This window comes from Bradyrhizobium sp. RP6 (genome assembly GCF_003837805.1).
GTDB lineage: Bacteria > Pseudomonadota > Alphaproteobacteria > Rhizobiales > Xanthobacteraceae > Bradyrhizobium.
Genome location: NZ_RQIT01000029.1, coordinates 58,631 through 81,001, shown reverse-complemented (window position 1 = coordinate 81,001; position 22,371 = coordinate 58,631). Strand labels below are relative to the sequence as shown.

Genomic DNA, 22,371 nt, shown 5'->3' with positions numbered 1-22,371 from the left:
AAGGCCTCAGCGGAAGCGGTCGGGCCGGTCGAGATAATCCCCGACATAGGCTTTCACCGCGTCCTCGAGCGTCGTGAAGCCGCCGTTATAGCCGGCGCGGCAGAGACGATCGACCTCGCTCTGGGTGAAGTACTGGTAGCTGTTGCGGATGCTCGCGGGCATGTCGATGTATTCGATGTTGGGCCTGGTGCCGAGCGCTGTGTAGGCAGCCAGCATCAGATCCTTGAAGCTGCGCGCCTTGCCGGTGCCGACGTTGAAGATGCCGGACACCGACGGCGTCGCCAGCAGCCACATGACGACGCGCACGACGTCGTCGACATAGATGAAGTCGCGGCGCTGGTCGCCGTCTTCGATGCCGTCGCGATGCGACTTGAACAGCTGCACGAGGCGGCCCGCCTTGACGTCGTCGAAGCGCCGCGCCAGCACGCTCATCATCGAGCCCTTGTGGTATTCGTTGGGGCCGAACACGTTGAAGAACTTCAGCCCGGCCCATTGCGGCGGCAGCGGATCGCCGTTCGCCACGCGCCCGGCGACCGCGAGATCGAACATGTGCTTGCTCCAGCCGTAGAGATTCATCGGCCGCAGTTTCTTCAGTGCCGGCAGCGAAGCGTCGTCGCCAAAGCCGGCCTCGCCATCGCCATAGGTTGCCGCCGAGGATGCATAGATGAACGGCACCGCGTTCATCGTGCACCAGTCCAGAAGGCGGATCGACAGGCGGAAATTGGTCTCGAACACGAGATCGCCGTCGGTCGCGGTGGTCGCGGAGATCGCCCCGAGATGGATCATGGCCTCCAGCTTGCGGCCCTTCAGCCAGTCGGGCAGTTCGGCCGGGGGAACGATATCCACAAGCTGCCGCTTGGCGAGATTGCGCCACTTGCCCTCGGTGCCGAGCAGGTCGCAGACCACGACGTCGCTGCGGCCGGCTGCGTTCAGCGCGGCCACGACATTCGATCCGATAAAACCGGCCCCGCCGGTCACCAGCAACATTCCAAATACCTGCCCGATTTTCTTAATGCCCGGTCCTGCCGTAGCGCATGATCCGCCAAAGTGTAAGCGGTTTTGGGATTGGCGGTCTGCCGGCTTTACCTGCCGGCCCGGAGCGGCTACCGAACCGCCAACATCGGCACGTCTTCGGTCCTAATAACGAATGAATATTGATTCGCAATTTGCTGGGGATGCAGATCGGAGCGACACCCGCCCGATTCTGATCATTCCCTATATGTGGATCGGCGATTTCGTCCGGAATCACACCGTGGTGCGGGTCCTGAAGGAGCGCTGGCCGAACCGGCCGGTCGATCTGCTCACGACGTCCCTGTGCGCCCCGCTGGTCGACTACATGCCCGGCGTGCGCGCCGGGATCATCTGGGACATGCCGCGCGGCCGTCTCGCCGTGGCCCGCCAGTTCGGTCTGGCAAAGCTCCTTCGGGAGCGAAACTACGGCACCGCCTTGGTGCTGCCCCGGACCTGGAAAGCGGCGATCGCGCCGGCACTGGCCGGTATTCCTGAACGGATCGGCTTCGTCGGCGAGTTTCGGTTCGGCCTGATTAACCGCTGGCGCTGGGGCGAGAAGAGGCTGCCCCGCTTCGTCGACAAGAACGCCGCCCTGGCCCAGCCCGACGGCGCGCCCCTGCCTCCCGAATGGCCGGTGCCGCAACTGCGTGTCCCGGCCGAGGAGATCGTGCGCTGGCGCCAGGCCAATGGCCTCGGCGCCGGAGCCGCCGTGGCGCTCGCCCCCGGCTCGGTCGGGGTCTCAAAGCGCTGGACCTACTATCCGGAGGCCGCCCGACTGCTGGTCGAGCGCGGCCTGGAGGTCTGGGTGGTCGGTGGCCCCGCCGAAAAGGGCCTCGCCCAGGAGATCGTCGCCGCGGGCGGCCCGGCCGTGCGCGACCTCACCGGCACCGATCTGCGCAACGGCGTGCTGGCCATGGCCGCGGCCGGCGTCGCCATCTCCAACGATTCCGGCCTGATGCACATCGCAGCCGCCCTCGACACGCCCACCATGGGCATCTTCGGCCCCACCAGCCCCTACCTCTGGGCCCCCCTCAACAGCCTTGCGGCAACGGTCGTGCAAGACAAGGAAGAGCTGTCCTGCCAGCCCTGCCAGAGCACGATCTGCAAGATGAACGACCACCGCTGCATGCGGGATCTCACGGCAAGCGAGGTGGCGGGGATTGCGCAGCGGGTGCTGCGGGAGGCGCGGGCGAAGGCACTGACCTGAGGCAATCGAGGCTCGCGCGATGGTGGCATCATGCCTGTGTTTTGCCCGACAAGTCAAAGTGAGATTCGAAAAAACCGCAATGGATCGAGCTCTCCGCCAAGCCATTGATTTTGCTGACCCTGACTACTGTGCATGGGGTTGTTTTCGCGGCTTTTGCTTGCGACGGCGAAAATCGCCTCAGAGCAGCGGCCGATAGACCTCGCCGATCCGCGCCGCTTCGGCATCGAGGCTGAACCGTTCGAGCACACGCGCCCGCCCGCGCTCACCCATCGCGGTCGCTGTAGCCACGTCGCGCATCAGCGGCTCCAGCGCGGCGACCAGCGCGTCGGCATCACCCGCCGGGACCAGCACGCCGGTGAGGCCATCCTCCACCACGAGCTCGGCCGCGCCGGCGCGTGCGGCAACGAGCGCGCTGCCGGCCGCCATCGCCTCGATCAGCGTCAGGCCAAAGCCCTCGTTGCGCGAGGTGAAGGCGTAGATCGTCAGCCGCTGATACCAGCGCTGCACCGCTTCGATCGGCAGCTCGCCGGTGATGACGATGCGCGACTGCAGGCCGGCTGCCTCGATCCGCTTTCTCAGGTCATTGGCAAAGGGCGCCTGCTCGGGCGTGACCTGGCCGACGATGACGGCGGTGAAATCCGGATAGCGCGGCAACAGGCGGCACATCGCATCGACGAACACATCGGTGCCCTTCTGCGCGCGGACGCGGCCGAAGCAGCCGATGGCGTAGCGACCTGGCAGCGCGGCTTCCGCGAACGCAGCCGTGCGATCGGTCGGCGGTGCATAGACATCGGTGTCGACACCGTGCGGAATCACCGTCGCCTTCACCTTCAGGAACGAGGCCGAGATGTCGCTCGTTGCGATGATCGCGTCCATGCGCCGGATCAGCCAGCGCGTGATCCAGCTGTGATGCCGCTGCGCCGCCGAGGTGAACACGAGTTTCAGCGGCCAGCCGAGTGCGCGCAACGCGACGCCAGCGATCATCTCGTTGTTGCGGCGCGCATGCCAGATCACGGGCCGCTTGCGGCGCCACAGCTTCAGAAAATCGGGAGCGCTCAGCCGCGCGATCCCTTCCGGCGCATCCGAGCCGAACCAGGCCGCGCGGTACAGTTTCGCCAGCCTCGGCGCCACCATCCGGTTGGTCGCGGTGACCCCGGAATAGCGCCTGTGCAGATTTGGCACGATCAATTCGAGATCGCCGGGGACACCCGCCACGTTACACTCCATTTCGCAAAGTCCCTATACGCAACATTAAGCATAGTGACCAGTTCAGCCGCGCCGATACCCCCTCTTCACCACGCAAGCGCTAGTTTGCGCGTTGATCGAGGACGGGTGAGATCATGACTGTGCTAGTCACCGGCGGCGCCGGCTATATCGGAAGTCACACGGTCCTGGCGCTGGCGGAAGCCGGCGAGGACGTCGTCGTGATCGACGATCTCTCCACCGGTTTCTCCGCCTACCTGCCCGAAGGCGTGCCGCTGTTCATCGGCGATGCCGGCGATGAAAACCTGCTCGAAGGCGTGATCGCCCAGCACGACGTCGAGAGCATCATCCATTTCGCCGGCTCGGTCGTCGTGCCGGATTCGATGCGCGATCCGCTCGGCTACTACCGCAACAACTTCACGACCGCGCGCAACCTGCTCAACGTCGCGGTCAAGCGCGGCATCGGCCGCTTCATCTTCTCCTCGACCGCCGCCGTCTACGGCAATCCGGACCAGGTGCCGGTGCCCGAGCACGCGCCGACGCGGCCGCTGTCGCCCTACGGCTCGTCGAAGCTGATGACCGAGATCATGCTGCACGACGTCGCCGCCGCCTACGGCATGCAATACGTGACGCTGCGTTACTTCAACGTCGCCGGCGCCGATCCGCAGGCGCGCATCGGGCTCGCCACGGTCGGCGCCACGCATCTGCTCAAGATCGCGGTGGAGGCCGCGACCGGCCAGCGCGCCAAGATCGACGTGTTCGGCACCGACTATCCGACCCCGGACGGCAGCTGCATCCGCGACTTCATCCACGTCACGGACCTTTCGCAGGCGCATCGCTCGGCGCTCGCCTACCTGCGCAACGGCGGCGCCTCGACGACGCTGAATTGCGGCTACGGCCGGGGTTATTCCGTGCTGGAGACCATCGACGCGGTGCGGCGGGTTTCGGGCCGCAGCTTCGCCGTGCAATACGCCCCGCGCCGCCCCGGCGACATCATGACGATGGTCGCCGACACCAGCCGCATCCGCAGCCTGCTCGACTGGCGCCCGCAATACGACGACCTCGAGACCATTGCGGCGCACGCGCTGGCCTGGGAGGACAAGCTGTTCCGCGAGCGCGATGGCGAGCTCCGCCACGCCGTTTCGGCCTAGAATCATCCCAAGCGCAAGCCCTTAATTGGGCTTGAAAAACCCGGCTTGAGCGGGCACAGAGGCCCATCGATCCCTGACGCGCAGGCAGGTCTTGTCCCGCGCCGTCAATGGACACCGGATGGCCCAGTTTCCAAAGAAAATCACCGACGATCCCTACGCGGCTGCGGTCCTGATTCGCCGCCTGGTCACGGAACAGGGCATCGTCTACTGGCGGCGCTACATCGTCGCCTTCGCGCTGATGGCGCTCGCCGCTGGCGCGACCGCTGGCGCGACCTATGTGCTCGGCCAGGTCATCAACCAGGCCTATGTCGACAAGAACATCCCGGGCATCGCGATGTTCTCAGGCCTGACGGTCGCGTTGCTGTTCATCAAGGGCGTGGCGACCTACGGCCACATGGTGATCCTGACCAAGATCAGCAACGCGATTCTTGCCAACAACCAGCGCCAGCTGTTCGCCAAGCTGATGCGCGAGAGCGTCGGCTTCTTCTCCGAGCGGCATTCGTCCGAGTTCCTGGCCCGGCTGACGGCAGGAGCCAAAGCCATCACCGACGTGCTCAACATGCTGGTCAACGCCATCGGGCGCGACCTCATGATGCTGCTCGCCATGATCGGCGTGATGGTGTGGCAGGATCCGCTGATGTCGTTCATCGGCCTCGTTGCGGTGCCGCCGGCAATGCTGGTGCTGCGCAAGCTGGTCAAGCGCATCAAGGGGCTCGCCTTCAACCAGTTCACCGGCACCGCCGACATCATGGAGACGATGCAGGAATCGCTGCAAGGCATCCGCACCGTCAAGGCGTTCACGCTCGAAGAGACCATGCAGAAGCGCATCGACGAGAACATCGCGGTCGTCGAGCGCAACGCCAACAAGATGGCCCGCGTCGCCAACCGCTCCAACCCGCTGATGGAAATGCTCGGCGGCTTCGCGGTCGCCGGCTGCCTGATGTACGGCGGCTATGCCGTGGTCGCGCTCAACGCCACGCCCGGCGCGTTCTTCTCTTTCATGACCGCGTTCCTGATGGCGACCGAGCCGGCCAAGCGGCTGGCGCGACTCAACATCGACCTCAACAGCCAGCTGGTCGGCGCGCGCATGCTGCTCGAAGTCGTCGATAGCCCGGCGAGCGAGCGGTCCGACGACGACAAGCCATCGCTGAAGCTCTCCGATGCCAGGATCGAGCTGCGTGACGTCAGCTTCTCCTATCGCAACGGCGAGACCGTGCTCAACCGCATGAGCTTCACGGCCGAGCCCGGCAAGGTCACCGCACTGGTCGGTCCCTCCGGCGGCGGCAAGTCGACCGTGCTGGCGCTGCTCTTGCGCTTCTACGAGGTGACGCAAGGCGACATCGTGATCGACGGCCAGTCGATCGGCGCGGTCTCGCGCAAATCGCTGCGGGCGCAGACCGCCTATGTCGGCCAGGACGTCTATCTGTTCCGCGACACCATCCGCAACAACATCGCCTTCGGTAAGCCGGGCGCGAGCGAAAACGAGATCATCGAGGCGGCAAAGGCGGCCTGCGCGCATGATTTCATCATGGGCTTCCCGCTCGGCTACGACACGCCGGTCGGCGAGCACGGCACGCAGCTCTCCGGCGGACAGCGCCAGCGCATCGCGGTGGCACGCGCGCTGATCAAGAACGCGCCGATCATCCTGTTGGACGAAGCCACCGCCGCGCTCGATTCCGAATCCGAGCGGCAGGTGCAGGAGGCGATCGAGCACCTCTGCCGGAACCGCACCACCATCGTGATCGCACACCGCCTGCACACCATCATGCACGCCGACGCCATCCTGGTAGTCGAGGGTGGCGAGATCGTCGAGCAGGGCCGCCACGACGAGCTGCTCCGCCGCGGCGGGCGCTATGCATCGTTCTTCCGCCTGCAACACCATGATTCCGGTGCCTTGGCGCCGATCAGCGCAACTGCCTAGAGTTCGTTCCACCTCAAGAGCAACGAGACCTTACATGAACGCCGCCTCCTACGTCATCCCGCTTCCGCCCCAGGCTTCGCTTCCCGTCGTTGGGGAGAGCGGCCGTTATCCGGTGCGCCGCATCTGGTGCGTCGGCCGCAATTATCTCGAGCACATCCGCGAGATGGGCAATGACGAGCGCGCCCCGCCGTTCTTCTTCGCCAAGCACGCCGACATGCTCGTGCCCGATGGCGCCACCATTCCCTATCCGCCGCTGACCAAGGACCTGCACCACGAGGTCGAACTGATCGTCGCGATGAAGAGCGGCGGCCTCAACATCCCCGCCGACAAGGCGCTGGAACACGTCTACGGCTACGCCGTCGGCATCGATCTCACCCGCCGCGACCTCCAGATCGCCTCGCGCAAGAAGGAGCGTCCCTGGGAGATCGGCAAGTCATTCGACTATTCGGCGCCCTGCTCCGCGATTCAGCCGGCCTCGAAAATCGGCCATCCTTCCAAGGGCAAGATCTGGCTGACGGTCAACGGCAAGGAAGCACAGAAGGGCGATCTCACCGAGCTGATCTGGAACGTGCCCGAAATCATCTGGCAACTCTCGCAGCAGGTGAAGCTCGCCGCCGGCGACATCATCATGACCGGCACGCCCGCCGGCGTGTCGCAGCTCCAACCGGGCGACAAGCTCGAATGCGGCGTCGACGGCGTCGGAACGCTGAAGGTGAACATCGGCCAGCCGGAGTAGGCTACACACGTCTGGGATCAAGAAGCCCCGGGGACCCGTCCGGGGCTTTTTTTCTGCTTCACCAGGCCTTCACCGGCCGATTGGCATGGCTCGTCTGCGGCACACCGCGATTGAGCGACATGTGCGAATGCACGCACAGCCAGCCATCGCCATTCCTCGAAAACACCATGGTCGCTCGGCCGGGACGCGCGAACGTGCTGTCATCGGGATGGTAGCCCGTGCTCGTCCACGGCGCGATCACGATCGCCATCGTGCCGTCGGCAGATGCGAGAACGGATGTCTGGTCGAGGACGAAGCGAAAGTCGGTCGTCTTCGGCCAGACATTGTCCCATTGCGTCTTGACCCATTGATCGAGGCCGGGGATGACATCGTTATGCGTGCCGAAGGCGAGCACGTCCGGATGGAAGAACGGCCGCGCCGAGGTGTAATCGACCTCGCGGACATAGCCCGCGAAAGTGTCCAGCCATCGGTGGAAGAACTCCACGATCCCTGGCGTCGCGACCGGCAAGGGGCTCATCGCGATGCGCCGATCACCGCAGTGCCGAATACACGATCAGGCCCAAGATCAGCGCCGTCAGCGAGTATTTCAGCGTGTAGTAGACGTTGCGGTTCCACTCCTTGACCTTCCGGCTGGCGAGATGGATCTCGTAGAGCTTCCCGAACACCTTGTTGAGCACGCCGACATTCTCGCCATCGACGTTCTGTGTTGCCGATGCCTTGACGATGTGGTGGCTGACCCAGCGGTTGATGGCGGTCATGAAGCCGTACTTCATCGGGCGCTCGACGTCGCAGAACAGGATGATGCGATTGACGTCGGTCGTATTCTCGGCGCTGTGGATGAAGGTCTCGTCGAACATGAAGGCCTCGCCGTCGCGCCAGACGCATTCGACGCCGTCGACGAGAATCCGGCACTTGTTCGAATTCGGGGTGACCAAGCCGAGATGGTAGCGCAGCGAGCCCGCGAAGGGATCGCGGTGGGCACCGAGCTTGCCGCCCGGGGGCAGCATCGCGAACATCGCGCCGTGCACGCTCGGGATCGAGTTCAGGAGCTCCACCGTCTTCGGGCACAGCGTGCGAGCCGAGGGCAGGAAGTCGTCGTACCATTTCAGGTAAAACCGCTTCCAGCCGCTCTTGAAGAACGAGTAGAAGCCCCAATCGTTGTTCTTCGCGGCGGCGCGAATGAAACCTTCGTCGAACAGGCGCACCGCCTCGTCGCGGATGGTCTCCCAGTTCTCGCTGAGGGGCTTCAGCTCGGGGAATTGATCGACGGAGATCACCGGCTTGTTCGGCACGGCCGAGCCCGCATACATCAGCACGTTGTAGGGCGCGAGATAGGTCGAGTGATCGCCGAGCTGGCGCGCGAAGCGCAGCCGCTGCTTGCCGCGGAAGTGAACGTAGATCGTCGAGGCCGCCAGCACGTAGAGGATGACAAGTTGCGGCGCAAAAAGCTGTTTCAGCATTTCCCCAGTTCCCGAGTGACCCAGCCGGGGACGTCATCTACTCCGGCCGGGTCCGGGCGACAAGATATTCACGGCTGGGTTGCAATCACGCTGGGGAGAACGTCCGGACGGAACTCGGGGCCAAAAGGACCGAAACCGTCCGAATCAAGCCCGTGACAGCGCCTGCAACCCCTTGAAGGTCAGGCGCTTGGGATCGGTGACGCCAGCCAGATAAAGTCGGCGGATGAAGGCGATAACGGCGTCACGGTCGCAATCGGTCAGCGCGACGACAGCGTCGACCGCGATCTTCTGGGCTTCCATTGGGCTCACCTCGGCTTTGCGAGTAACCCGGCCGAATCAGGCTAGGACTCATCCGTTAAATCGGCGTTAACCGTTCTGGAACCGTCGCCGATTCAGCCGGGCTGCCGTATACGCAGAACAACGCATTGCAGGAGCGCGAAGCAGCTCAGCGCGCCTTGATGCTCTTCTTCAGCAGCGCAAACTGCTTCTTCAGCCGGGGCACCGCGAAGTCGGTGAAGGCCCGCACCTTCGGCACCGAGAGCCGGCCCTGCGGGCAGATCAAATGCGCGGGCATCTCCGGGTCCTCGTCGCCGGCTAGCACGATCTCGAGCTCGCCGCGCGCGACCTGCTCGGCGACCTGATACGAATACATCCGCGCCACGCCGCGCCCGGCGACGGCAGAGGCCACCGCCGCATAGGTGCTGTTGACGACGAGCCGCGGCGTGAACTGCACCGGACGCGGCACCGATGAACCCGCCTGCGGGGCGAAGGTCCAGGAATTGGGCAGATGCGCCATGGCGACGATCTGGTGCTTGGCGAGATCGCCGGGCTCGGCGATGCGCGGATGCTGCTTCAGATAGCGCGGCGCTGCCACCACGACACGGCTGATCTCGCCGACCCGCATGGCGATCATCGCCGAATCCGCCAAGGGACCGATGCGAAGCGCAACGTCGACGCCCTCCTCGATCAGATTGACCGCGCGGTCGAACAGCAGGAGCTTTGCCGACACGGTGGGATAGGCATCGAGAAACGCATCGAGGATCGGCCGCAAGACCATCTCCCCCGAGACCACGGGAGCCGTGATCGTGAGCAGGCCGCGCGGCGCCGTGCGCGGTCCGGCCGCGATGTCGTCGGCTTCCTCGAGCTCGGCGAGCACACGGCGGCAGATCGCGGCATAGCGCTCCCCCTCCTCGCTCAGCCTGATCGAGCGCGTCGTCCGGTGCAGCAGCTCGGCGCCGACGCGTTCTTCCAGAAAGGCGATGGCCCGGCTCACCGCCGCGGGCGAGCGGCCGAGCTTGCGCCCTGCGGCAGCCAAGCTGCCCTCGTCCACCGCAAGGACAAAAACCTTCATCGCATCCAGACGATCCATTCCCGTCCCGTCGCTCCCTGAGCTTCCGCTCGCAGGCTAGGCGTTCGCCGCAACCGCGACAACTACCGCCGGGCGCCGACCCGCATTCGTTCGCGCGGCGAAAGAGTGTCTGCCGGACAGCGGATATTCGCACCCGGGCCGCCGCGGCGTACCTCAGCACGCAAGCCAGCACCTGCTGGCGCAGGTTCTCACAACCAACAACAGGAGCCCGTCATGGGTATCGAGCAGAAGGTCGCCATCATCACCGGTGCATCGCAGGGTATCGGCGCCGCCCTGGTCCAGGGTTTTCGCGATCGCAACTACCGCGTCGTCGCCACGGCGCGCTCCATCAAGCCGTCGGGCGACGATGATGTCCTCGCCATTCCCGGCGATATCGCCGACCGTTCCACGGCCGAGCGCGTAGTCGCGCAGGCGATCGCCCGCTTCGGCCGGATCGACACGCTGGTCAACAACGCCGGCATCTTTGTCGCAAAACCGTTCACGCAATACACGGCCGAGGACTATGCGGCGGTGATGGGAACGAACGTCGCGGGCTTCTTCAACATCACGCAGCTCGCCATCGCCGAGATGGAGAAGCAGGGGTCCGGCCACGTGGTGCAAATCACGACCACGCTGGCGGATCAGGCCAACTCCAACGTGCCGTCCGTGCTGGCCTCGCTGAGCAAGGGCGGGCTGAACGCTGCAACCAGATCGCTCGCGATCGAATACGCCAGGCGCGGCATCCGCGTGAACGCTGTCTCACCCGGCATCATCAAGTCGCCAATGCATCCGGTCGAGACGCATGCACAGCTCGATGCGCTGCATCCGGTCGGTCACATGGGCGAGATGTCCGACATCGTCGATGCGGTCCTCTATCTCGAGGGGGCCTCCTTCGTCACCGGCGAGATTCTGCATGTTGACGGCGGCCAGAGCGCCGGCCACTGAGACGAGGAGAAGCACGATGCCCATCGTCACCATTCAAGTCACCCGCGAGGGAACGACGCCGGGAGCGGCGTCGCTCACGGCGGAGGAGAAGGCCGCGCTGATCAAGGGTTCGAGCCAGCTCCTGCTCGACGTGCTCGGCAAGCCGCTCGATTCCACCTTTGTGGTGATCGAGGAAGTGGACACCGACAATTGGGGCTGGGGCGGCCTGCCGGTGCAGGAATTCAGGCGCCGCCGCGCCGTCCGGACAGGATGATCCGCGGACCCTTGTGCGCAGGGAGGATGACATGTCCAACGCAGACACGAAGCGACACTCCGAGACCGGTCCGCAAGCGCGGCCGGGCTCGGCCTCACGAACAAACTGGCGGTATGCCGTGGCGGGTTTGTCCGCATCGCTGGTCGGGCTCGGCCTCGCCCGCTTCTCCTACACGCCGCTGATCCCGGCTTTGATCGCCGCAAAATGGTTCAGCGCATCCGACGTCGTCTATCTCGGCGCTGCGAACCTCGCCGGCTATCTCGCCGGCGCGCTCGCGGCGCGAGCGCTTGCCACCCGCATCGGCGCAGTCCGCGCGCTACGGGCGATGATGCTGCTCGCCACCCTCTCCTTCTTCGCCAGCTCGGCCCCGGTGTCGTTCAGCTGGTTTTTCGCGTGGCGCTTCCTCGCCGGCCTCACCGGCGGCATCATCATGGTGCTGGCTGCGTCCGTCATCCTGCCGCATACCTTGGCCGCGCGGCGCGGTATCGTCGGCGGCGTGATCTTCGCAGGCGTCGGCCTCGGCGTCGCGGCATCGGGCACGCTGGTGCCATTGTTGCTGCAACAGGGGTTGCAGCAGAGCTGGTATGGCCTCGGCATGCTGTCCGCCCTGCTCACGCTCGCGAGTTGGTGGAACTGGCCGGCTGAGATCAAGGCCGATGCTGCGCCTTCCCATCCAGCCAAACCTCATCGCGTCTCGCCGGCCGCCCGCGCGCTGCTGGTTCAGTACGGCCTCAATGCGGTGGCGCTGGTGCCGCACATGGTCTTCATCGTCGACTTCGTGGCGCGCGGCCTTGGCCAGGGCATTGCCGCGGGATCGCGCTATTGGGTGCTGTACGGCCTCGCCGCGATCGTCGGCCCGCTGATCACTGGTCATCTCGGTGACCGCTCGGGTTTCGGTCCGGCCCTGCGCGCGGCCTTCCTGATCGAGGCGGCAGCCGTGCTGCTGCCAACCGTCAGCACTGCGCCGGTTTCATTGATCGTGTCGAGCGTCGTGGTCGGCGGCTTCACGCCGGGCATCGTACCGCTGGTGCTGGGTCGCATTCATGAGCTCGTGCCTCACTCCAGCCAACAGCAACGCGCGATATGGAGCCATGCCACCACCAGCTTTGCGCTGTTCCAGGCGGCCGCCGCTTACGGCTTCTCCTGGATCTATGCCGAGACGGGCGGCGACTACCTGTTGCTGTTCGGCCTCGGCGGCGGCGCCGCAGTGCTGGCGCTCGCGATCGATCTTGGGTTCGCGCTCACCACACGCAGGGCATAGAGGCGAGCGGCGCGGGATCAGGAATATTGCATCACACCGTCGTCGATCCGGCCGAAGCGCAGGGAGACGATGTCGAGCGCGTAGTTCTGGTGCAGCCGCCACGGCCGCTTCGAACCCTGCTTCGGCAGCTTTGCGACCGAGCGCTGCACGTAGCCCGAGGTGAAATCGAGCGAGGGCTGCGCGGTGATCTCGGGGTCGTCATTGTGCGGCATGCATTGGCGGAAATTATGCCGATCCATGTAGTTGATGAGCCGGCAGACATATTCGCAGGTGAGATCGCATTTCAGCGTCCAGGATGCATTGGTGTAGCCGAACGCCGAGGCCATGTTGGGCACGTCGGCATACATCATGCCCTTGTAGGTCAGCGTATTCGCGAAATCGACGACACGGCCGTCCACGCTGACCTCGAGACCGCCGACGACCTGGAGCACCAGCCCGGTCGCCGTCACGATGATGTCCGCCGCAAGCTCGCGGCCGTCCTTCAGCCGGATGCCGTCGCGCGTGAACGTCTCGATCTCGCTGGTGACAACGGCTGCGCGCTGCTCGCGGATCGCCCTGAACAGATCGCCGTCCGGAACGAGGCATAGCCGCTGGTCCCAAGGATTGTAGCGGGGCGTGAAATGGGTGGCGACGTCGTAGTCGGGGCCGAGCGCCATGCGGACGCCCTTCAGGATGAGGTCCCTCACCTTCGCGGGCCGGCGCCGGCTGAGCTGGAAGAAGAACATCCCCCACATCACGTTGCGCCAGCGGATCAGGTGATAGGCGAGCCGCGCCGGCAGATTGCGGCGCAGCTTGTTGGCGAGGGGATCCTGCGCAGGGCGCGACACCACATAGGTCGGCGAACGCTGCAGCATGGTGACCTGCGCCGCTTTCTTGGCGAGCTCCGGCACCAGCGTCACCGCCGTGGCGCCCGAGCCGATCACGACGACGCGCTTGCCCACGTAGTCGATGTCCTCGGTCCACTTCTGCGGATGCACGATACGGCCGGCGAATTCCGCGGTGCCCTTGAACTCCGGCGTGTAGCCCGCCTCGTATTTGTAATAGCCCGAGCACAGAAACAAGAAATTGCAGGTGAGGCGCACGAGCTCGGTCGCGCCCGCGCCCGAGATGCGCTCGGCTTCAACCGTCCAGTGCGCGTCCGGTGTCGACCACGTCGCGCGCTTGACGCGATGATGATAGCGGATGTGCCTGTCGATGCCGTTCTCGGCTGCGGTCTCGCGGACATAATTCAGGATCTGCGGCCCGTCGGCGATCGCCTTCGGGTCGGTCCACGGCTTGAACGAATAGCCCAGCGTGAACATGTCGCTGTCGGAGCGGATGCCGGGATAGCGGAACAGGTCCCAGGTGCCGCCGATGCAGTCGCGCCCCTCGAGGATGACGTAGCTCTTGGTCGGACACCTGGTCTGCAGATGATAGCCCGCACCGATGCCCGACAGGCCGGCACCGACGATCAGCACGTCGACATGTTCTGGTTGCATGGTTTCCTCCGCCGCCGGCGAGTGTCCGCCCGCCGCTGCCGGCCGTCAATCGGCAATCAGCCGTGCAGCAACTCAAAAGCGAACCGAATTCCGTGTGCCGAAACAACGAAGCCCCGGATCGCTCCGGGGCTTCGCGTCAAAAATCGATCGAACCAGCAGATCAGTACCGGTAGTGGTCCGACTTGTACGGGCCTTCCTGCTTGACGCCGATGTAGTCGGCCTGATCCTTGCGCAGCTCGGTGAGCTTGACGCCGATCTTGGCGAGATGCAGGCGCGCGACCTTCTCGTCGAGCGTCTTCGGCAGCACATAGACCTTCTTCTCGTACTTGCCGTCCTTGTTGTTGGCGAACAGCTCGATCTGCGCCAGCGTCTGGTTGGTGAAGGACGCCGACATCACGAAGGACGGATGGCCCATGGCGTTGCCGAGGTTCACGAGGCGGCCTTCCGACAGCATGATGATGCGGTGCTTGTCGGGGAACTCGATCTCGTCGACCTGCGGCTTGATGTTGGTCCACTTCAGGTTGCGGAGCGCCGCGATCTGGATCTCGTTGTCGAAGTGACCGATGTTGCAGACGATGGCGCGATCCTTCATCGCGCGCATGTGCTCGATGGTGATGATGTCCTTGTTGCCCGTGGCGGTGACGAAGATGTCGGCGCGGGGCGCGGCGTCTTCCATGGTCACGACCTCATAGCCCTCCATCGCGGCCTGCAGCGCGCAGATCGGATCGACTTCCGAGACCATGACGCGGCAGCCGGCCTGGCGCAGCGAGGCCGCCGAGCCCTTGCCGACGTCGCCGAAGCCGGCGACCATCGCCACCTTGCCCGACAGCATGACGTCGGTGCCGCGACGGATGCCGTCGACCAGCGATTCACGGCAGCCGTAGAGGTTGTCGAACTTCGACTTGGTGACGCTGTCGTTGACGTTGATCGCCGGCCACAGCAGCGTGCCCGCCTTCTGCATGTCATAGAGACGATGCACGCCCGTCGTGGTCTCTTCGGACACGCCCTTGATGCTCTTGGCGATGGCGGCGAAATAGCCCTTCGGCTTTTCCTTGAGCTGCTTCTTCAGAAGCGCGAAGAAGACTTCCTCTTCTTCGGAGCCGGGCTTGTCGAGGAACGCGGCGTCGCCGTTCTCGGCGCGCAGACCGAGATGGACATACATGGTAGCATCACCGCCGTCGTCGAGGATCATGTTCGGGTGACCGCCGCCATGCCAGTCGAACAGCTTTGCGGTGTAGTCCCAATAATCCTTCAGCGTCTCGCCCTTGACGGCGAACACGGGAATGCCGGCGGCGGCGATCGCGGCCGCGGCGTGATCCTGCGTCGAATAGATGTTGCAGGAGACCCAGCGGATGTCTGCGCCGAGCGCTGCCAGCGTCTCGATCAGGACCGCGGTCTGGATCGTCATGTGCAGCGAGCCGGCGATGCGCGCGCCCTTCAGCGGCTGCTTCGGCCCGTACTCCTCGCGGATGGCCATCAGGCCGGGCATCTCGGTCTCGGCGAGCGAGATCTCCTTGCGACCGAAATCAGCGAGCGAAATGTCCTTGACGATGTAATCGGTGAAGCCGGGCTTCGCGTTCATGGGGGGGTCCTGTTTGTTGGCTGGCCATTCCGGGACGCTCTTGAAACGAGCGAAACCGGAATGAAGCAAGAGAACTAGAGCGCGCGCTTGAGCGGCTCGACGAGGTCGGTCTTCTCCCAGGAGAAGCCGCCCTCATTGTCGGGCGTACGGCCGAAATGACCGTAGGCCGAGGTGCGCGCGTAGATCGGACGGTTGAGGTCGAGATGGCTGCGGATGCCGCGCGGCGTGAGATCCATCGCCTGCGCCGCCGCCTTCTCGAGCTGATCCTCCGACACCTTACCGGTGCCGTGGGTGTCGATGTAGATCGACAGTGGACGCGCCACGCCGATGGCGTAGGCGAGCTGGAGCGTGCAGCGGTCGGCAAGACCGGCCGCGACGATGTTCTTGGCGACGTAGCGCGCCGCGTAGGCCGCCGAACGGTCGACCTTGGTCGGATCCTTGCCGGAGAACGCGCCGCCGCCGTGCGGGGCCGCGCCGCCATAGGTGTCGACGATGATCTTGCGGCCGGTCAGGCCGGTGTCGCCGTCGGGGCCGCCGATGAAGAACTTGCCGGTCGGATTGATGTGCCAGATCGTCTTCGGCGTGATCCAGTCCCTCGGCAGCGCTTCGCGCACATAGGGCTCGACGATGTCGCGGATTTGCTTGGAGGTGAGGTCCTCGACCAGATGCTGGTGCGAGACCACGATCTCGCGCACGCCGACCGGCTTGCCGTTCTCGTACTGCACGGTGACCTGGCTCTTGGAATCCGGGCCCAGCACCTTCTCCTTGCCGGAGTGACGGGCTTCGGAGATCAGGCGGAGGATCTTGTGGGCGTAGAAGATCGGCGCCGGCATCAGGTCGGGCGTCTCGTTGGTGGCGTAACCGAACATGATGCCCTGGTCGCCCGCGCCCTCTTCCTTGACCTCGCCCGGCTGAAGCGCATCGACGCCCTGGGCGATGTCGGCCGACTGCGGATGCAGGAGGATCTCGATATCGCAGGTCTTCCAGTGGAAGCCCTCCTGCTCGTAGCCGATGTCCTTGATCGCGCCCCGGACGACGCTCTCGATCTGCTCGTTGGTCACCGACTCCGGACCGCGGGTCTCGCCGGCGATCACCACCTTGTTGGTGGTCGCGAGCGTCTCGCAGGCGGCGCGGATGGCCCACGGATCGATGCCCGCCTTCGGCCCTTCACGATAGAACAGGTCGACGATCTCGTCGGAGATCCGGTCACAGACCTTGTCCGGATGGCCCTCGGACACGGACTCGCTGGTGAAGAGATAGGACGCGCGCATCAGTAACCCCTTGTTCCGCCGCTAGCCGGCGGGCGTTTGCGATGTTTACCTTTGATGATGTCAATCACGCCGGCGCGAGATGACGTAGGATTCGTCGAGAAACCAGAGACCATTATACTTTCGCAGCACGTCCCTGGCGGCATCCAGGGTCCGGCCGTTTTGAGTCATTTCCGTCAATCGGTCGTCCTCAATCTGAGCGACATACACCGCCGCATTCCACGCTGCAAAGGCTGTCGAGGTTCCGATAGTGCCGGTGACCTCGTTGGGCAGCGCTTCCATATCATACCTGAAGATCGAACGGTTGTCCGCGTATGCATTAAAATTTAAGTCGCGGCCCACCGATCCAAGTTCATATTTAACTGCGCGCAATAGCTCATGACGGCTCACTGAGAAAGGATTTTCTCCCGGCCAGATCGCCTGGATCATTTCCATGCCGGGATCCTGGCCATGGGAGTGGATTCCGATCAGCCGCCCCCCCGGCCGCAGCGCGCGCGCCAGGGGTGCAATGATGCGCTTGGCCCGGAAATTGACCGAGGACAGGGCGCGGTAAGGCTGGGAAGCGATGACGAGGTCGAAATTGGCCTCGGCCTGTCCCGGCCGCGGAATGGTCGAATCCAAAAGGAATCTGTGGTCCTCGCGATAGAGCACGAGGACGACGGGCCGCTCGTAGAGCGGCATGGCGGTGCGGGGGCTGATCGCGGCACGCCAGTTCTGCTCCAGGAAAGGCCTCAGCTCCGCGATCTGCTGCTCGAACTCGCCCGACGAAGCGCCACGGAGCGGCACTTCGTGCCAGACGGTGGCGGCCGCCGCAGCAGGCGATGCCGGCGTGAGCCAGGGCGCCTCCGCGTAAAACATGTTGGTGAAGACGAATACCGACGCGGGATGCTCAAAAATGCGATCCGGCACCTTCTCCAGCGTCAGGCGCAGGTCCTCCAGACTGAGCTCCTTGCCGGCGACATAGAACGGCATGTTTGGAAAGCGCTGGTGCGTTGCGCGCAGCAACCGCGCCAGCACCGTGCCGTCGCCAACGCCGGCGTCGAACAGGCGCAAGGCCGGCGGGCGCGGATGGATGGAGGCCAGTTCCAGCGCGACCCTGTCTGCGATCACCCGCTTTTCGCTGCAGGTGTGGACGAACAGCAGGTATTTCTGCCGGTTCTCGAAGAACCGGAAATTGCCGCGTGGATCGCGCTTTTCGGGCGGGACCTGAAGTCCGCGCGGCGGCGGCATGCCGCCGGCCATCGATGCGGCCATATAGGCCTGGATCCGCTCCAGCGTGTCGATGGTGATCCGCTTTCCCTCGCGCAGGCGATGCACCAGCTTCCCATCGTTCACCGCGCGTCGGCCGAACGTCGATTCCGCCATGTCCGCCTTGCGGCAGAACTCCGTGATCTGGCTCAGGATTTCGTCGTTCTTCATGGGGTGGGACGCAGTGGGCAGACAGGTTGGGTTCCGTATCTTAGCAAATTCTGCCCACTTAGGGAATAGGCGCATAGGTCCGGCGTCTCGATCGCTCCGCGGCGAGCCGCAGCTGATCGGGTACGCGACCGCGCCGGGCGAGATCCCACCCGACGGCGAAGGCCCGACCTCGCCTTGCTCCGCCGCTCTCGCGCCATGTCGGCACGCCGGGCGTGGCGGCGCAGGAGAATGCTGGCGCGGGTGCGGGCTGAGGTTGGTGTCGGCCGAAGAACAATCAGGTGCCGTGGTCGAACTCGCCGCTGCTTGGGGAGGTCTATCTGGCGGAGAGGTGAGATGCTCTCATGCCCCGGACGCAGCGCAGCGCTACTTCAGCGGTGCGCTGCAGAGCCGGGGCCCATATCTCCAAAGAGCAAGTCGAGCAGCATGGGTCCCGGCTCTGCGCAGTAACGCAAGAGCGTTGCAGCGCGTCCGGGACACGCGTGAGCCTTGGCCGCGAGGACTTACTAGCCCCACACTTCCTTCGCGATCTCGACCGCAAGGCTGAGCTTGGCCCATTGCTCCTCCTCGGAGAGGACGTTGCCCTCTTCCGTCGAGGCAAAGCCGCATTGCGGCGACAGCGCGAGCTGCTCCAGGGGCGCGAACTTGGCGGCTTCTTCCAGGCGGCGCTTGATGTCGTCCTTCTTCTCGAGCTCACCGAACTTCGAGGTGATGACGCCGACCACGACGACCTTGTTGCCCTTGGGCAGGAAGCGCAGCGGCTCGAAGCCGCCGGCGCGGTCGCTGTCGTATTCGAGGAAGTAACCGTCGTAATTGGTGCCGGCAAGCATGGTCTCGGCCACCGGCTCGTAGCCGCCGGAGGAGATCCAGGTGGAGCGGAAATTGCCGCGGCAGACATGCGTCGTCACCACCATGTCGGCGGGCTTCTCGGCCAGCGCGTAGTTGATGATGCGCGCATAGATCTGCTGGAGGCCGTCGGGATTGTCGCCGCGCTCACGCGCCTTCTGCAATTCGTCCTGCGAACAGAGATAGGCCCAGACGGTATCGTCGAACTGGAGATAGCGGCAGCCGGCATCGTAGAACGCCTTCACCGCCTTGCGGTAGGTCTTGCCCAAGTCCTCGTAGAAGGCGTCGAGATCGGGATAGACGTCTTTGGAGATCGACTTGCGGCCGCCGCGGAAGTGCAGCACCGCCGGCGACGGGATCGTCATCTTCGCGGTGACGTGGGCCTGGTCGGCGTACTTCTTCAGGAAGCGGAAGTGATCCAGCATCGGATGGTTGTCGGGGAAGTCGAGCTTGCCGATGACGCGGACGGCATCATGACGAGTCTGCACCCCCGCGAACTGGATGCCAGTCTCGGGATGGAACAGCTCGCAGCCGGTGAGCTTGGCCAGAAAGTCGAAATGCCACCAGGAGCGGCGGAATTCGCCGTCGGTCGCGAGCTTCAGGCCAATCGAGGCCTGCTTGTGCACGACCTTCTCGATCTCCAAATCTTCGATCTTGCGCAGATCGTCGGCCGAGATCTCGCCCTTCTCGAGCCTGGCGCGCGCCTCCTTGATCTTGGCCGGACGCAAGAGACTGCCGACCTCGTCGGCGCGGAAGGGGGCTTTGGTTCGCTGCATGTGTTACTCCCTGGACATCTTAGTGGGCCGCCGCCCCGGCGACGCCGAGATGGCGCTCCAGGACGGAGGGGTCGGTCTTCAGCGCGGCGCTCGGGGCATCGTGGACGATCGTTCCGCGCTCCAATATCACAACGCGGTCGGCCAGCCCCAGAATCTTTTGGGCATTCTGCTCGACGATGATGGAGCAGATGCCTCCGAATCGCGTGATGGTCCCGATCGCCTTCAGCAGTTCCTCGACGATGATGGGCGCAAGCCCCTCGGTCGGCTCGTCCAGCAGCAGGACTTTCGGGTTGAGGGTCAGTGCGCGGCCGATCGCCAGCATCTGCTGCTCGCCACCGGAGAGCTGGTTGCCAAAGTTGCTGCGCCGCTCCTTCAGTCGCGGGAACATCTCGTAGACCTTCTCGACGGTCCAGGGACCGGGCTGCGCCACCGCGGTCATGTTCTCCTCCACCGTGAGCGAGCGGAAAATGTTGCGCTCCTGCGGCACCCAGCCGATGCCGGCGCGCGCCCGCTGGTCGGGTCGAAGCAAGGTGATATCAGTGCCGGCGAGCGCGACGCTGCCTGCGAAACGGCGCGTGACGCCGACGATGGAATTGATCAACGTGGTCTTGCCGGTGCCGTTGCGTCCGAGCAGCGCCAGCACCTGGCCCTCGGCGAGGCGCAAGCTCATCTTCGGCAGCACCACGGCCTCGCCGTAGCCCGCGCGCAGGGAATCGATCGCGAGCAGGTCAGACATTGACCGCCTCCTCGCCGAGATAGACGGCCTTCACCTGCGGATCGCGCGCGACCTGCTCGGGTGGCCCCTCCGTCAGCAACGCACCGGAGACCAGCACGGAGATGCGGTCGGCGAAGGAGAATACGAGGTCCATGTCGTGCTCGATCAAGAGCACGGTGACGTCGCGCGGCAGGCTGCCTACGACGGCGAGAATGTCATGGCGCTCGCTCTCGGGCACGCCGGCGGCGGGCTCGTCGAGCAGCAGCACGCGCGGCTTGGCTGCAATGGCGACCGCAATCTCGAGCAGGCGCTGCTTGCCATAGGGCAGCGTCACGGTCTGCTCGTTCATGACGTCGAGCAGGTGGAAGTGCGCCAGCAGTTCGGCAATCTCGTCATTGACATCGCTGCGCGTGCCCATCCGCCGCCACCAGTCGCCGCCATGGCCGAGACGCTCGGAAACGGCAAGGCCGATGGTCTCGAGCGGGGTCAGGTCGGGATAGAGCTGGTTGATCTGGAAGGTGCGCGACAGGCCGCGCAGCACGCGCCTGTGCACGGGCAGGTCGGTGATGTCCTGGCCTTCGAGCAGGATGCGGCCCGAATTCGGCTTGAGCACCCCGGTGAGCTGGTTGATGACGGTGGTCTTGCCGGCGCCGTTCGGCCCGATCAGCGCGTGGCGGGCGCCCTGCTCGATCTTCAAGGACAGGTCGCGGGTGACGCGCAGGCCGCCGAACTGCTTTTCGAGATTCTTCGTTTCGAGCGCGATTGTCATGCGTCGCTCTCCGGCACGGCAACGACGGCCTTGCGCCCGGCGACCTGCTTGATGATCAGGTTGGGCACGTAGAGCACCCAGCGATGCAGCCGCTGCCGACCGATCAGCACGATCACGACCAGCACGAGGCCGATCCAGAACTGCCAGTATTGCGGCGTGATGGTCGAGAACAATTCCTGGAGCATGCGGAACACCACCGCGCCGATCAGCCCACCATAGAGATAGCCGGTGCCGCCGATGACGAGCACCAGCATCAGATCGGCGGAACGCTCGAAGGCGAACACGTCGAGCGAGGCGATCGCGGTGGTCTGCGTGAACAGCGCGCCCGCGATGCCGGCATAGAACGCAGCCAGCGTGTAGATCGCGATCAGGCGGCGGTTGACCGGAATGCCGATGGCGGCGGCCCGCAGCGGATTGTTCTTGATCGCGCGCAGCGACAGGCCGAAGGGCGAATGCACGACGCGGCGGGCGAACAGGAACAGCAGGAACAGGACAGTCAGCGAATAGAAGAAGCCGGCCTTGCCGAACATGTCGAAGGGGATCACGCCGAAGATCGGCTGCATCTCGATGCCCTGCAGGCCGTCGGTACCGCCGGTGATGTTGGAGAAGCGCTCGGCGAGCGCCTCCAGCAGCAGGGCGATGCCGAGCGTCACCATCAGGCGCGTCAGGTCGACGCCGCGGATCACCAGGAAACTGGTGGCAAAGCCGAGCACCATCGCCGCAAGGCCAGCGACGATCAGCGCCAGCGTGGGCTCGTTGACGATGCCATGAAGCGCAAGAAGTCCCGCGGCATAGGCGCCGACGCCGAAGAACGCGGCATGGCCGAGCGAGACGATGCCGGCATAGCCGAGGATCAGGTCGAGCGACATCGTGAACAGCGCGAGCCGCAGGATGTCGGTCATGATCAGGTAGCGATTGGGAAAGGCGAAGCCGCAGGCCAGCACGATCAGCCAGAAGGCGATTTCGCCGTAGTGCCACCGCGCCTGGCGCTGGGCGTGATAACCGACGTCGGACGAAGCGCTCAT

The 22,371-nt window shown here is 64.9% G+C and carries 21 protein-coding genes and 1 pseudogene; 8 read left to right on the top strand and 14 right to left on the bottom strand.

What is annotated here, in order from left to right; translation table 11 throughout:
* Positions 1-6: 6 nt before the first annotated feature.
* Complete coding sequence (rfaD, locus tag EHH60_RS33210; protein WP_124163504.1) at positions 7-987, bottom strand: ADP-glyceromanno-heptose 6-epimerase; 981 nt, start codon at positions 985-987, stop codon at positions 7-9.
* Positions 988-1,147: 160 nt separating this feature from the next.
* Between rfaD and waaF the strand changes: the two genes are divergently transcribed.
* Complete coding sequence (waaF, locus tag EHH60_RS33205) at positions 1,148-2,218, top strand: lipopolysaccharide heptosyltransferase II (RefSeq protein ID WP_124163503.1); 1,071 nt, start codon at positions 1,148-1,150, stop codon at positions 2,216-2,218.
* Positions 2,219-2,395: 177 nt separating this feature from the next.
* Here waaF and EHH60_RS33200 read toward each other — a convergent pair whose 3' ends face one another.
* Positions 2,396-3,433 carry a glycosyltransferase family 4 protein gene (locus EHH60_RS33200; protein WP_124163502.1) on the bottom strand — a complete coding sequence of 346 codons (1,038 nt, stop codon included), beginning with the start codon at positions 3,431-3,433 and terminating at the stop codon, positions 2,396-2,398.
* A 125-nt stretch (positions 3,434-3,558) separates the two neighbouring features.
* Between EHH60_RS33200 and galE the strand changes: the two genes are divergently transcribed.
* The 3 genes from galE (at position 3,559) to EHH60_RS33185 (ending at position 7,229) form a co-directional block, all read left to right on the top strand.
* The gene (gene galE / locus EHH60_RS33195) at positions 3,559-4,572 is read left to right on the top strand and encodes a UDP-glucose 4-epimerase GalE (RefSeq protein WP_124163501.1); all 1,014 of its coding nucleotides are present in this window, start codon (positions 3,559-3,561) and stop codon (positions 4,570-4,572) included.
* Positions 4,573-4,690: 118 nt separating this feature from the next.
* Positions 4,691-6,493, top strand: coding sequence for an ABC transporter ATP-binding protein (locus EHH60_RS33190; RefSeq protein WP_124163500.1), 1,803 nt, complete (start codon positions 4,691-4,693; stop codon positions 6,491-6,493).
* Between the two features lie 34 nt (positions 6,494-6,527).
* Complete coding sequence (locus EHH60_RS33185) at positions 6,528-7,229, top strand: fumarylacetoacetate hydrolase family protein (RefSeq protein ID WP_124163499.1); 702 nt, start codon at positions 6,528-6,530, stop codon at positions 7,227-7,229.
* A gap of 58 nt (positions 7,230-7,287) precedes the next feature.
* On the opposite strand, the gene EHH60_RS33180 is transcribed toward EHH60_RS33185, so the two are convergent.
* The 4 genes from EHH60_RS33180 to EHH60_RS33170 all read right to left on the bottom strand — a co-directional run bounded on the left by EHH60_RS33180 (position 7,288) and on the right by EHH60_RS33170 (position 10,058).
* Complete coding sequence (locus tag EHH60_RS33180) at positions 7,288-7,746, bottom strand: YybH family protein (RefSeq protein WP_199752341.1); 459 nt, start codon at positions 7,744-7,746, stop codon at positions 7,288-7,290.
* A 13-nt stretch (positions 7,747-7,759) separates the two neighbouring features.
* The gene (locus tag EHH60_RS33175; protein WP_124163497.1) at positions 7,760-8,689 is read right to left on the bottom strand and encodes an aspartyl/asparaginyl beta-hydroxylase domain-containing protein; all 930 of its coding nucleotides are present in this window, start codon (positions 8,687-8,689) and stop codon (positions 7,760-7,762) included.
* A gap of 144 nt (positions 8,690-8,833) precedes the next feature.
* Positions 8,834-8,989 carry a hypothetical protein gene (locus EHH60_RS37820; RefSeq protein WP_014493894.1) on the bottom strand — a complete coding sequence of 52 codons (156 nt, stop codon included), beginning with the start codon at positions 8,987-8,989 and terminating at the stop codon, positions 8,834-8,836.
* A 145-nt stretch (positions 8,990-9,134) separates the two neighbouring features.
* Entirely contained in the window at positions 9,135-10,058 is a 924-nt protein-coding gene (locus tag EHH60_RS33170) for a LysR family transcriptional regulator (RefSeq protein WP_124163496.1), read from the bottom strand.
* A gap of 213 nt (positions 10,059-10,271) precedes the next feature.
* Here EHH60_RS33170 and EHH60_RS33165 point away from each other — a divergent pair, with 213 nt between their 5' ends.
* Genes EHH60_RS33165 through EHH60_RS33155 form a run of 3 tightly spaced genes read left to right on the top strand, consistent with a single transcriptional unit; the run spans position 10,272 to position 12,496 of the window.
* A complete protein-coding gene (locus EHH60_RS33165) occupies positions 10,272-10,982 on the top strand; it encodes an SDR family NAD(P)-dependent oxidoreductase (protein ID WP_124163495.1) in 711 nt (236 codons plus the stop codon).
* Positions 10,983-10,998: 16 nt separating this feature from the next.
* Positions 10,999-11,235 carry a tautomerase family protein gene (locus EHH60_RS33160; protein WP_199752339.1) on the top strand — a complete coding sequence of 79 codons (237 nt, stop codon included), beginning with the start codon at positions 10,999-11,001 and terminating at the stop codon, positions 11,233-11,235.
* 31 nt (positions 11,236-11,266) lie between these two features.
* Entirely contained in the window at positions 11,267-12,496 is a 1,230-nt protein-coding gene (locus EHH60_RS33155) for a YbfB/YjiJ family MFS transporter (protein WP_124163493.1), read from the top strand.
* Between the two features lie 17 nt (positions 12,497-12,513).
* Here EHH60_RS33155 and EHH60_RS33150 read toward each other — a convergent pair whose 3' ends face one another.
* The 4 genes from EHH60_RS33150 to EHH60_RS33135 form a co-directional block, all read right to left on the bottom strand.
* Positions 12,514-13,974 carry a flavin-containing monooxygenase gene (locus EHH60_RS33150; RefSeq protein ID WP_124163492.1) on the bottom strand — a complete coding sequence of 487 codons (1,461 nt, stop codon included), beginning with the start codon at positions 13,972-13,974 and terminating at the stop codon, positions 12,514-12,516.
* A gap of 160 nt (positions 13,975-14,134) precedes the next feature.
* Positions 14,135-15,556 carry an adenosylhomocysteinase gene (gene ahcY / locus EHH60_RS33145; RefSeq protein ID WP_124163491.1) on the bottom strand — a complete coding sequence of 474 codons (1,422 nt, stop codon included), beginning with the start codon at positions 15,554-15,556 and terminating at the stop codon, positions 14,135-14,137.
* A gap of 74 nt (positions 15,557-15,630) precedes the next feature.
* The gene (gene metK, locus EHH60_RS33140; protein WP_124163490.1) at positions 15,631-16,827 is read right to left on the bottom strand and encodes a methionine adenosyltransferase; all 1,197 of its coding nucleotides are present in this window, start codon (positions 16,825-16,827) and stop codon (positions 15,631-15,633) included.
* A gap of 60 nt (positions 16,828-16,887) precedes the next feature.
* Complete coding sequence (locus tag EHH60_RS33135) at positions 16,888-18,243, bottom strand: hypothetical protein (RefSeq protein ID WP_124163515.1); 1,356 nt, start codon at positions 18,241-18,243, stop codon at positions 16,888-16,890.
* Between the two features lie 100 nt (positions 18,244-18,343).
* On the opposite strand from EHH60_RS33135, the pseudogene EHH60_RS38880 reads away from it, so the two are divergent.
* Positions 18,344-18,575: pseudogene (locus tag EHH60_RS38880) on the top strand (caspase family protein); the annotation flags it as partial.
* Positions 18,576-18,746: 171 nt separating this feature from the next.
* Here the strand turns inward: EHH60_RS38880 and EHH60_RS33130 are convergent.
* The 4 genes from EHH60_RS33130 to EHH60_RS33115 are packed head-to-tail and all read right to left on the bottom strand — an operon-like array spanning position 18,747 to position 22,371.
* Positions 18,747-19,862, bottom strand: a complete 1,116-nt coding sequence (locus EHH60_RS33130) for a cobalamin-independent methionine synthase II family protein (RefSeq protein WP_124163489.1) — start codon at positions 19,860-19,862, stop codon at positions 18,747-18,749.
* Positions 19,863-19,881: 19 nt separating this feature from the next.
* Positions 19,882-20,598, bottom strand: a complete 717-nt coding sequence (locus EHH60_RS33125) for an ABC transporter ATP-binding protein (protein ID WP_124163488.1) — start codon at positions 20,596-20,598, stop codon at positions 19,882-19,884.
* Positions 20,591-21,346, bottom strand: coding sequence for an ABC transporter ATP-binding protein (locus EHH60_RS33120; protein ID WP_124163487.1), 756 nt, complete (start codon positions 21,344-21,346; stop codon positions 20,591-20,593). Before EHH60_RS33120 ends, EHH60_RS33125 begins: the two co-directional genes overlap by 8 nt.
* Positions 21,343-22,371: a branched-chain amino acid ABC transporter permease gene (locus EHH60_RS33115; RefSeq protein WP_124163486.1), complete on the bottom strand. Its 1,029-nt coding sequence runs from the start codon at positions 22,369-22,371 to the stop codon at positions 21,343-21,345. Before EHH60_RS33115 ends, EHH60_RS33120 begins: the two co-directional genes overlap by 4 nt.

Bases quoted from the DNA above. Each gene is read 5' to 3' on its own strand.
- waaF (WP_124163503.1), top strand. From the start codon at position 1,148: ATGAATATTGATTCGCAATTTGCTGGGGATGCAGATCGGAGCGACACC.
- EHH60_RS33160 (WP_199752339.1), top strand. From the start codon at position 10,999: ATGCCCATCGTCACCATTCAAGTCACCCGCGAGGGAACGACGCCGGGA.
- EHH60_RS33150 (WP_124163492.1), bottom strand. From the start codon at position 13,974: ATGCAACCAGAACATGTCGACGTGCTGATCGTCGGTGCCGGCCTGTCG.
- EHH60_RS33125 (WP_124163488.1), bottom strand. From the start codon at position 20,598: ATGTCTGACCTGCTCGCGATCGATTCCCTGCGCGCGGGCTACGGCGAG.
- EHH60_RS33185 (WP_124163499.1), top strand. From the start codon at position 6,528: ATGAACGCCGCCTCCTACGTCATCCCGCTTCCGCCCCAGGCTTCGCTT.
- EHH60_RS37820 (WP_014493894.1), bottom strand. From the start codon at position 8,989: ATGGAAGCCCAGAAGATCGCGGTCGACGCTGTCGTCGCGCTGACCGAT.
- galE (WP_124163501.1), top strand. From the start codon at position 3,559: ATGACTGTGCTAGTCACCGGCGGCGCCGGCTATATCGGAAGTCACACG.
- EHH60_RS33155 (WP_124163493.1), top strand. From the start codon at position 11,267: ATGTCCAACGCAGACACGAAGCGACACTCCGAGACCGGTCCGCAAGCG.
- EHH60_RS33170 (WP_124163496.1), bottom strand. From the start codon at position 10,058: ATGGATCGTCTGGATGCGATGAAGGTTTTTGTCCTTGCGGTGGACGAG.
- rfaD (WP_124163504.1), bottom strand. From the start codon at position 987: ATGTTGCTGGTGACCGGCGGGGCCGGTTTTATCGGATCGAATGTCGTG.
- EHH60_RS33180 (WP_199752341.1), bottom strand. From the start codon at position 7,746: ATGAGCCCCTTGCCGGTCGCGACGCCAGGGATCGTGGAGTTCTTCCAC.
- EHH60_RS33135 (WP_124163515.1), bottom strand. From the start codon at position 18,243: ATGAAGAACGACGAAATCCTGAGCCAGATCACGGAGTTCTGCCGCAAG.
- EHH60_RS33115 (WP_124163486.1), bottom strand. From the start codon at position 22,371: ATGAGCGCTTCGTCCGACGTCGGTTATCACGCCCAGCGCCAGGCGCGG.
- EHH60_RS33120 (WP_124163487.1), bottom strand. From the start codon at position 21,346: ATGACAATCGCGCTCGAAACGAAGAATCTCGAAAAGCAGTTCGGCGGC.
- metK (WP_124163490.1), bottom strand. From the start codon at position 16,827: ATGCGCGCGTCCTATCTCTTCACCAGCGAGTCCGTGTCCGAGGGCCAT.
- ahcY (WP_124163491.1), bottom strand. From the start codon at position 15,556: ATGAACGCGAAGCCCGGCTTCACCGATTACATCGTCAAGGACATTTCG.
- EHH60_RS33165 (WP_124163495.1), top strand. From the start codon at position 10,272: ATGGGTATCGAGCAGAAGGTCGCCATCATCACCGGTGCATCGCAGGGT.
- EHH60_RS33190 (WP_124163500.1), top strand. From the start codon at position 4,691: ATGGCCCAGTTTCCAAAGAAAATCACCGACGATCCCTACGCGGCTGCG.
- EHH60_RS33130 (WP_124163489.1), bottom strand. From the start codon at position 19,862: ATGCAGCGAACCAAAGCCCCCTTCCGCGCCGACGAGGTCGGCAGTCTC.
- EHH60_RS33175 (WP_124163497.1), bottom strand. From the start codon at position 8,689: ATGCTGAAACAGCTTTTTGCGCCGCAACTTGTCATCCTCTACGTGCTG.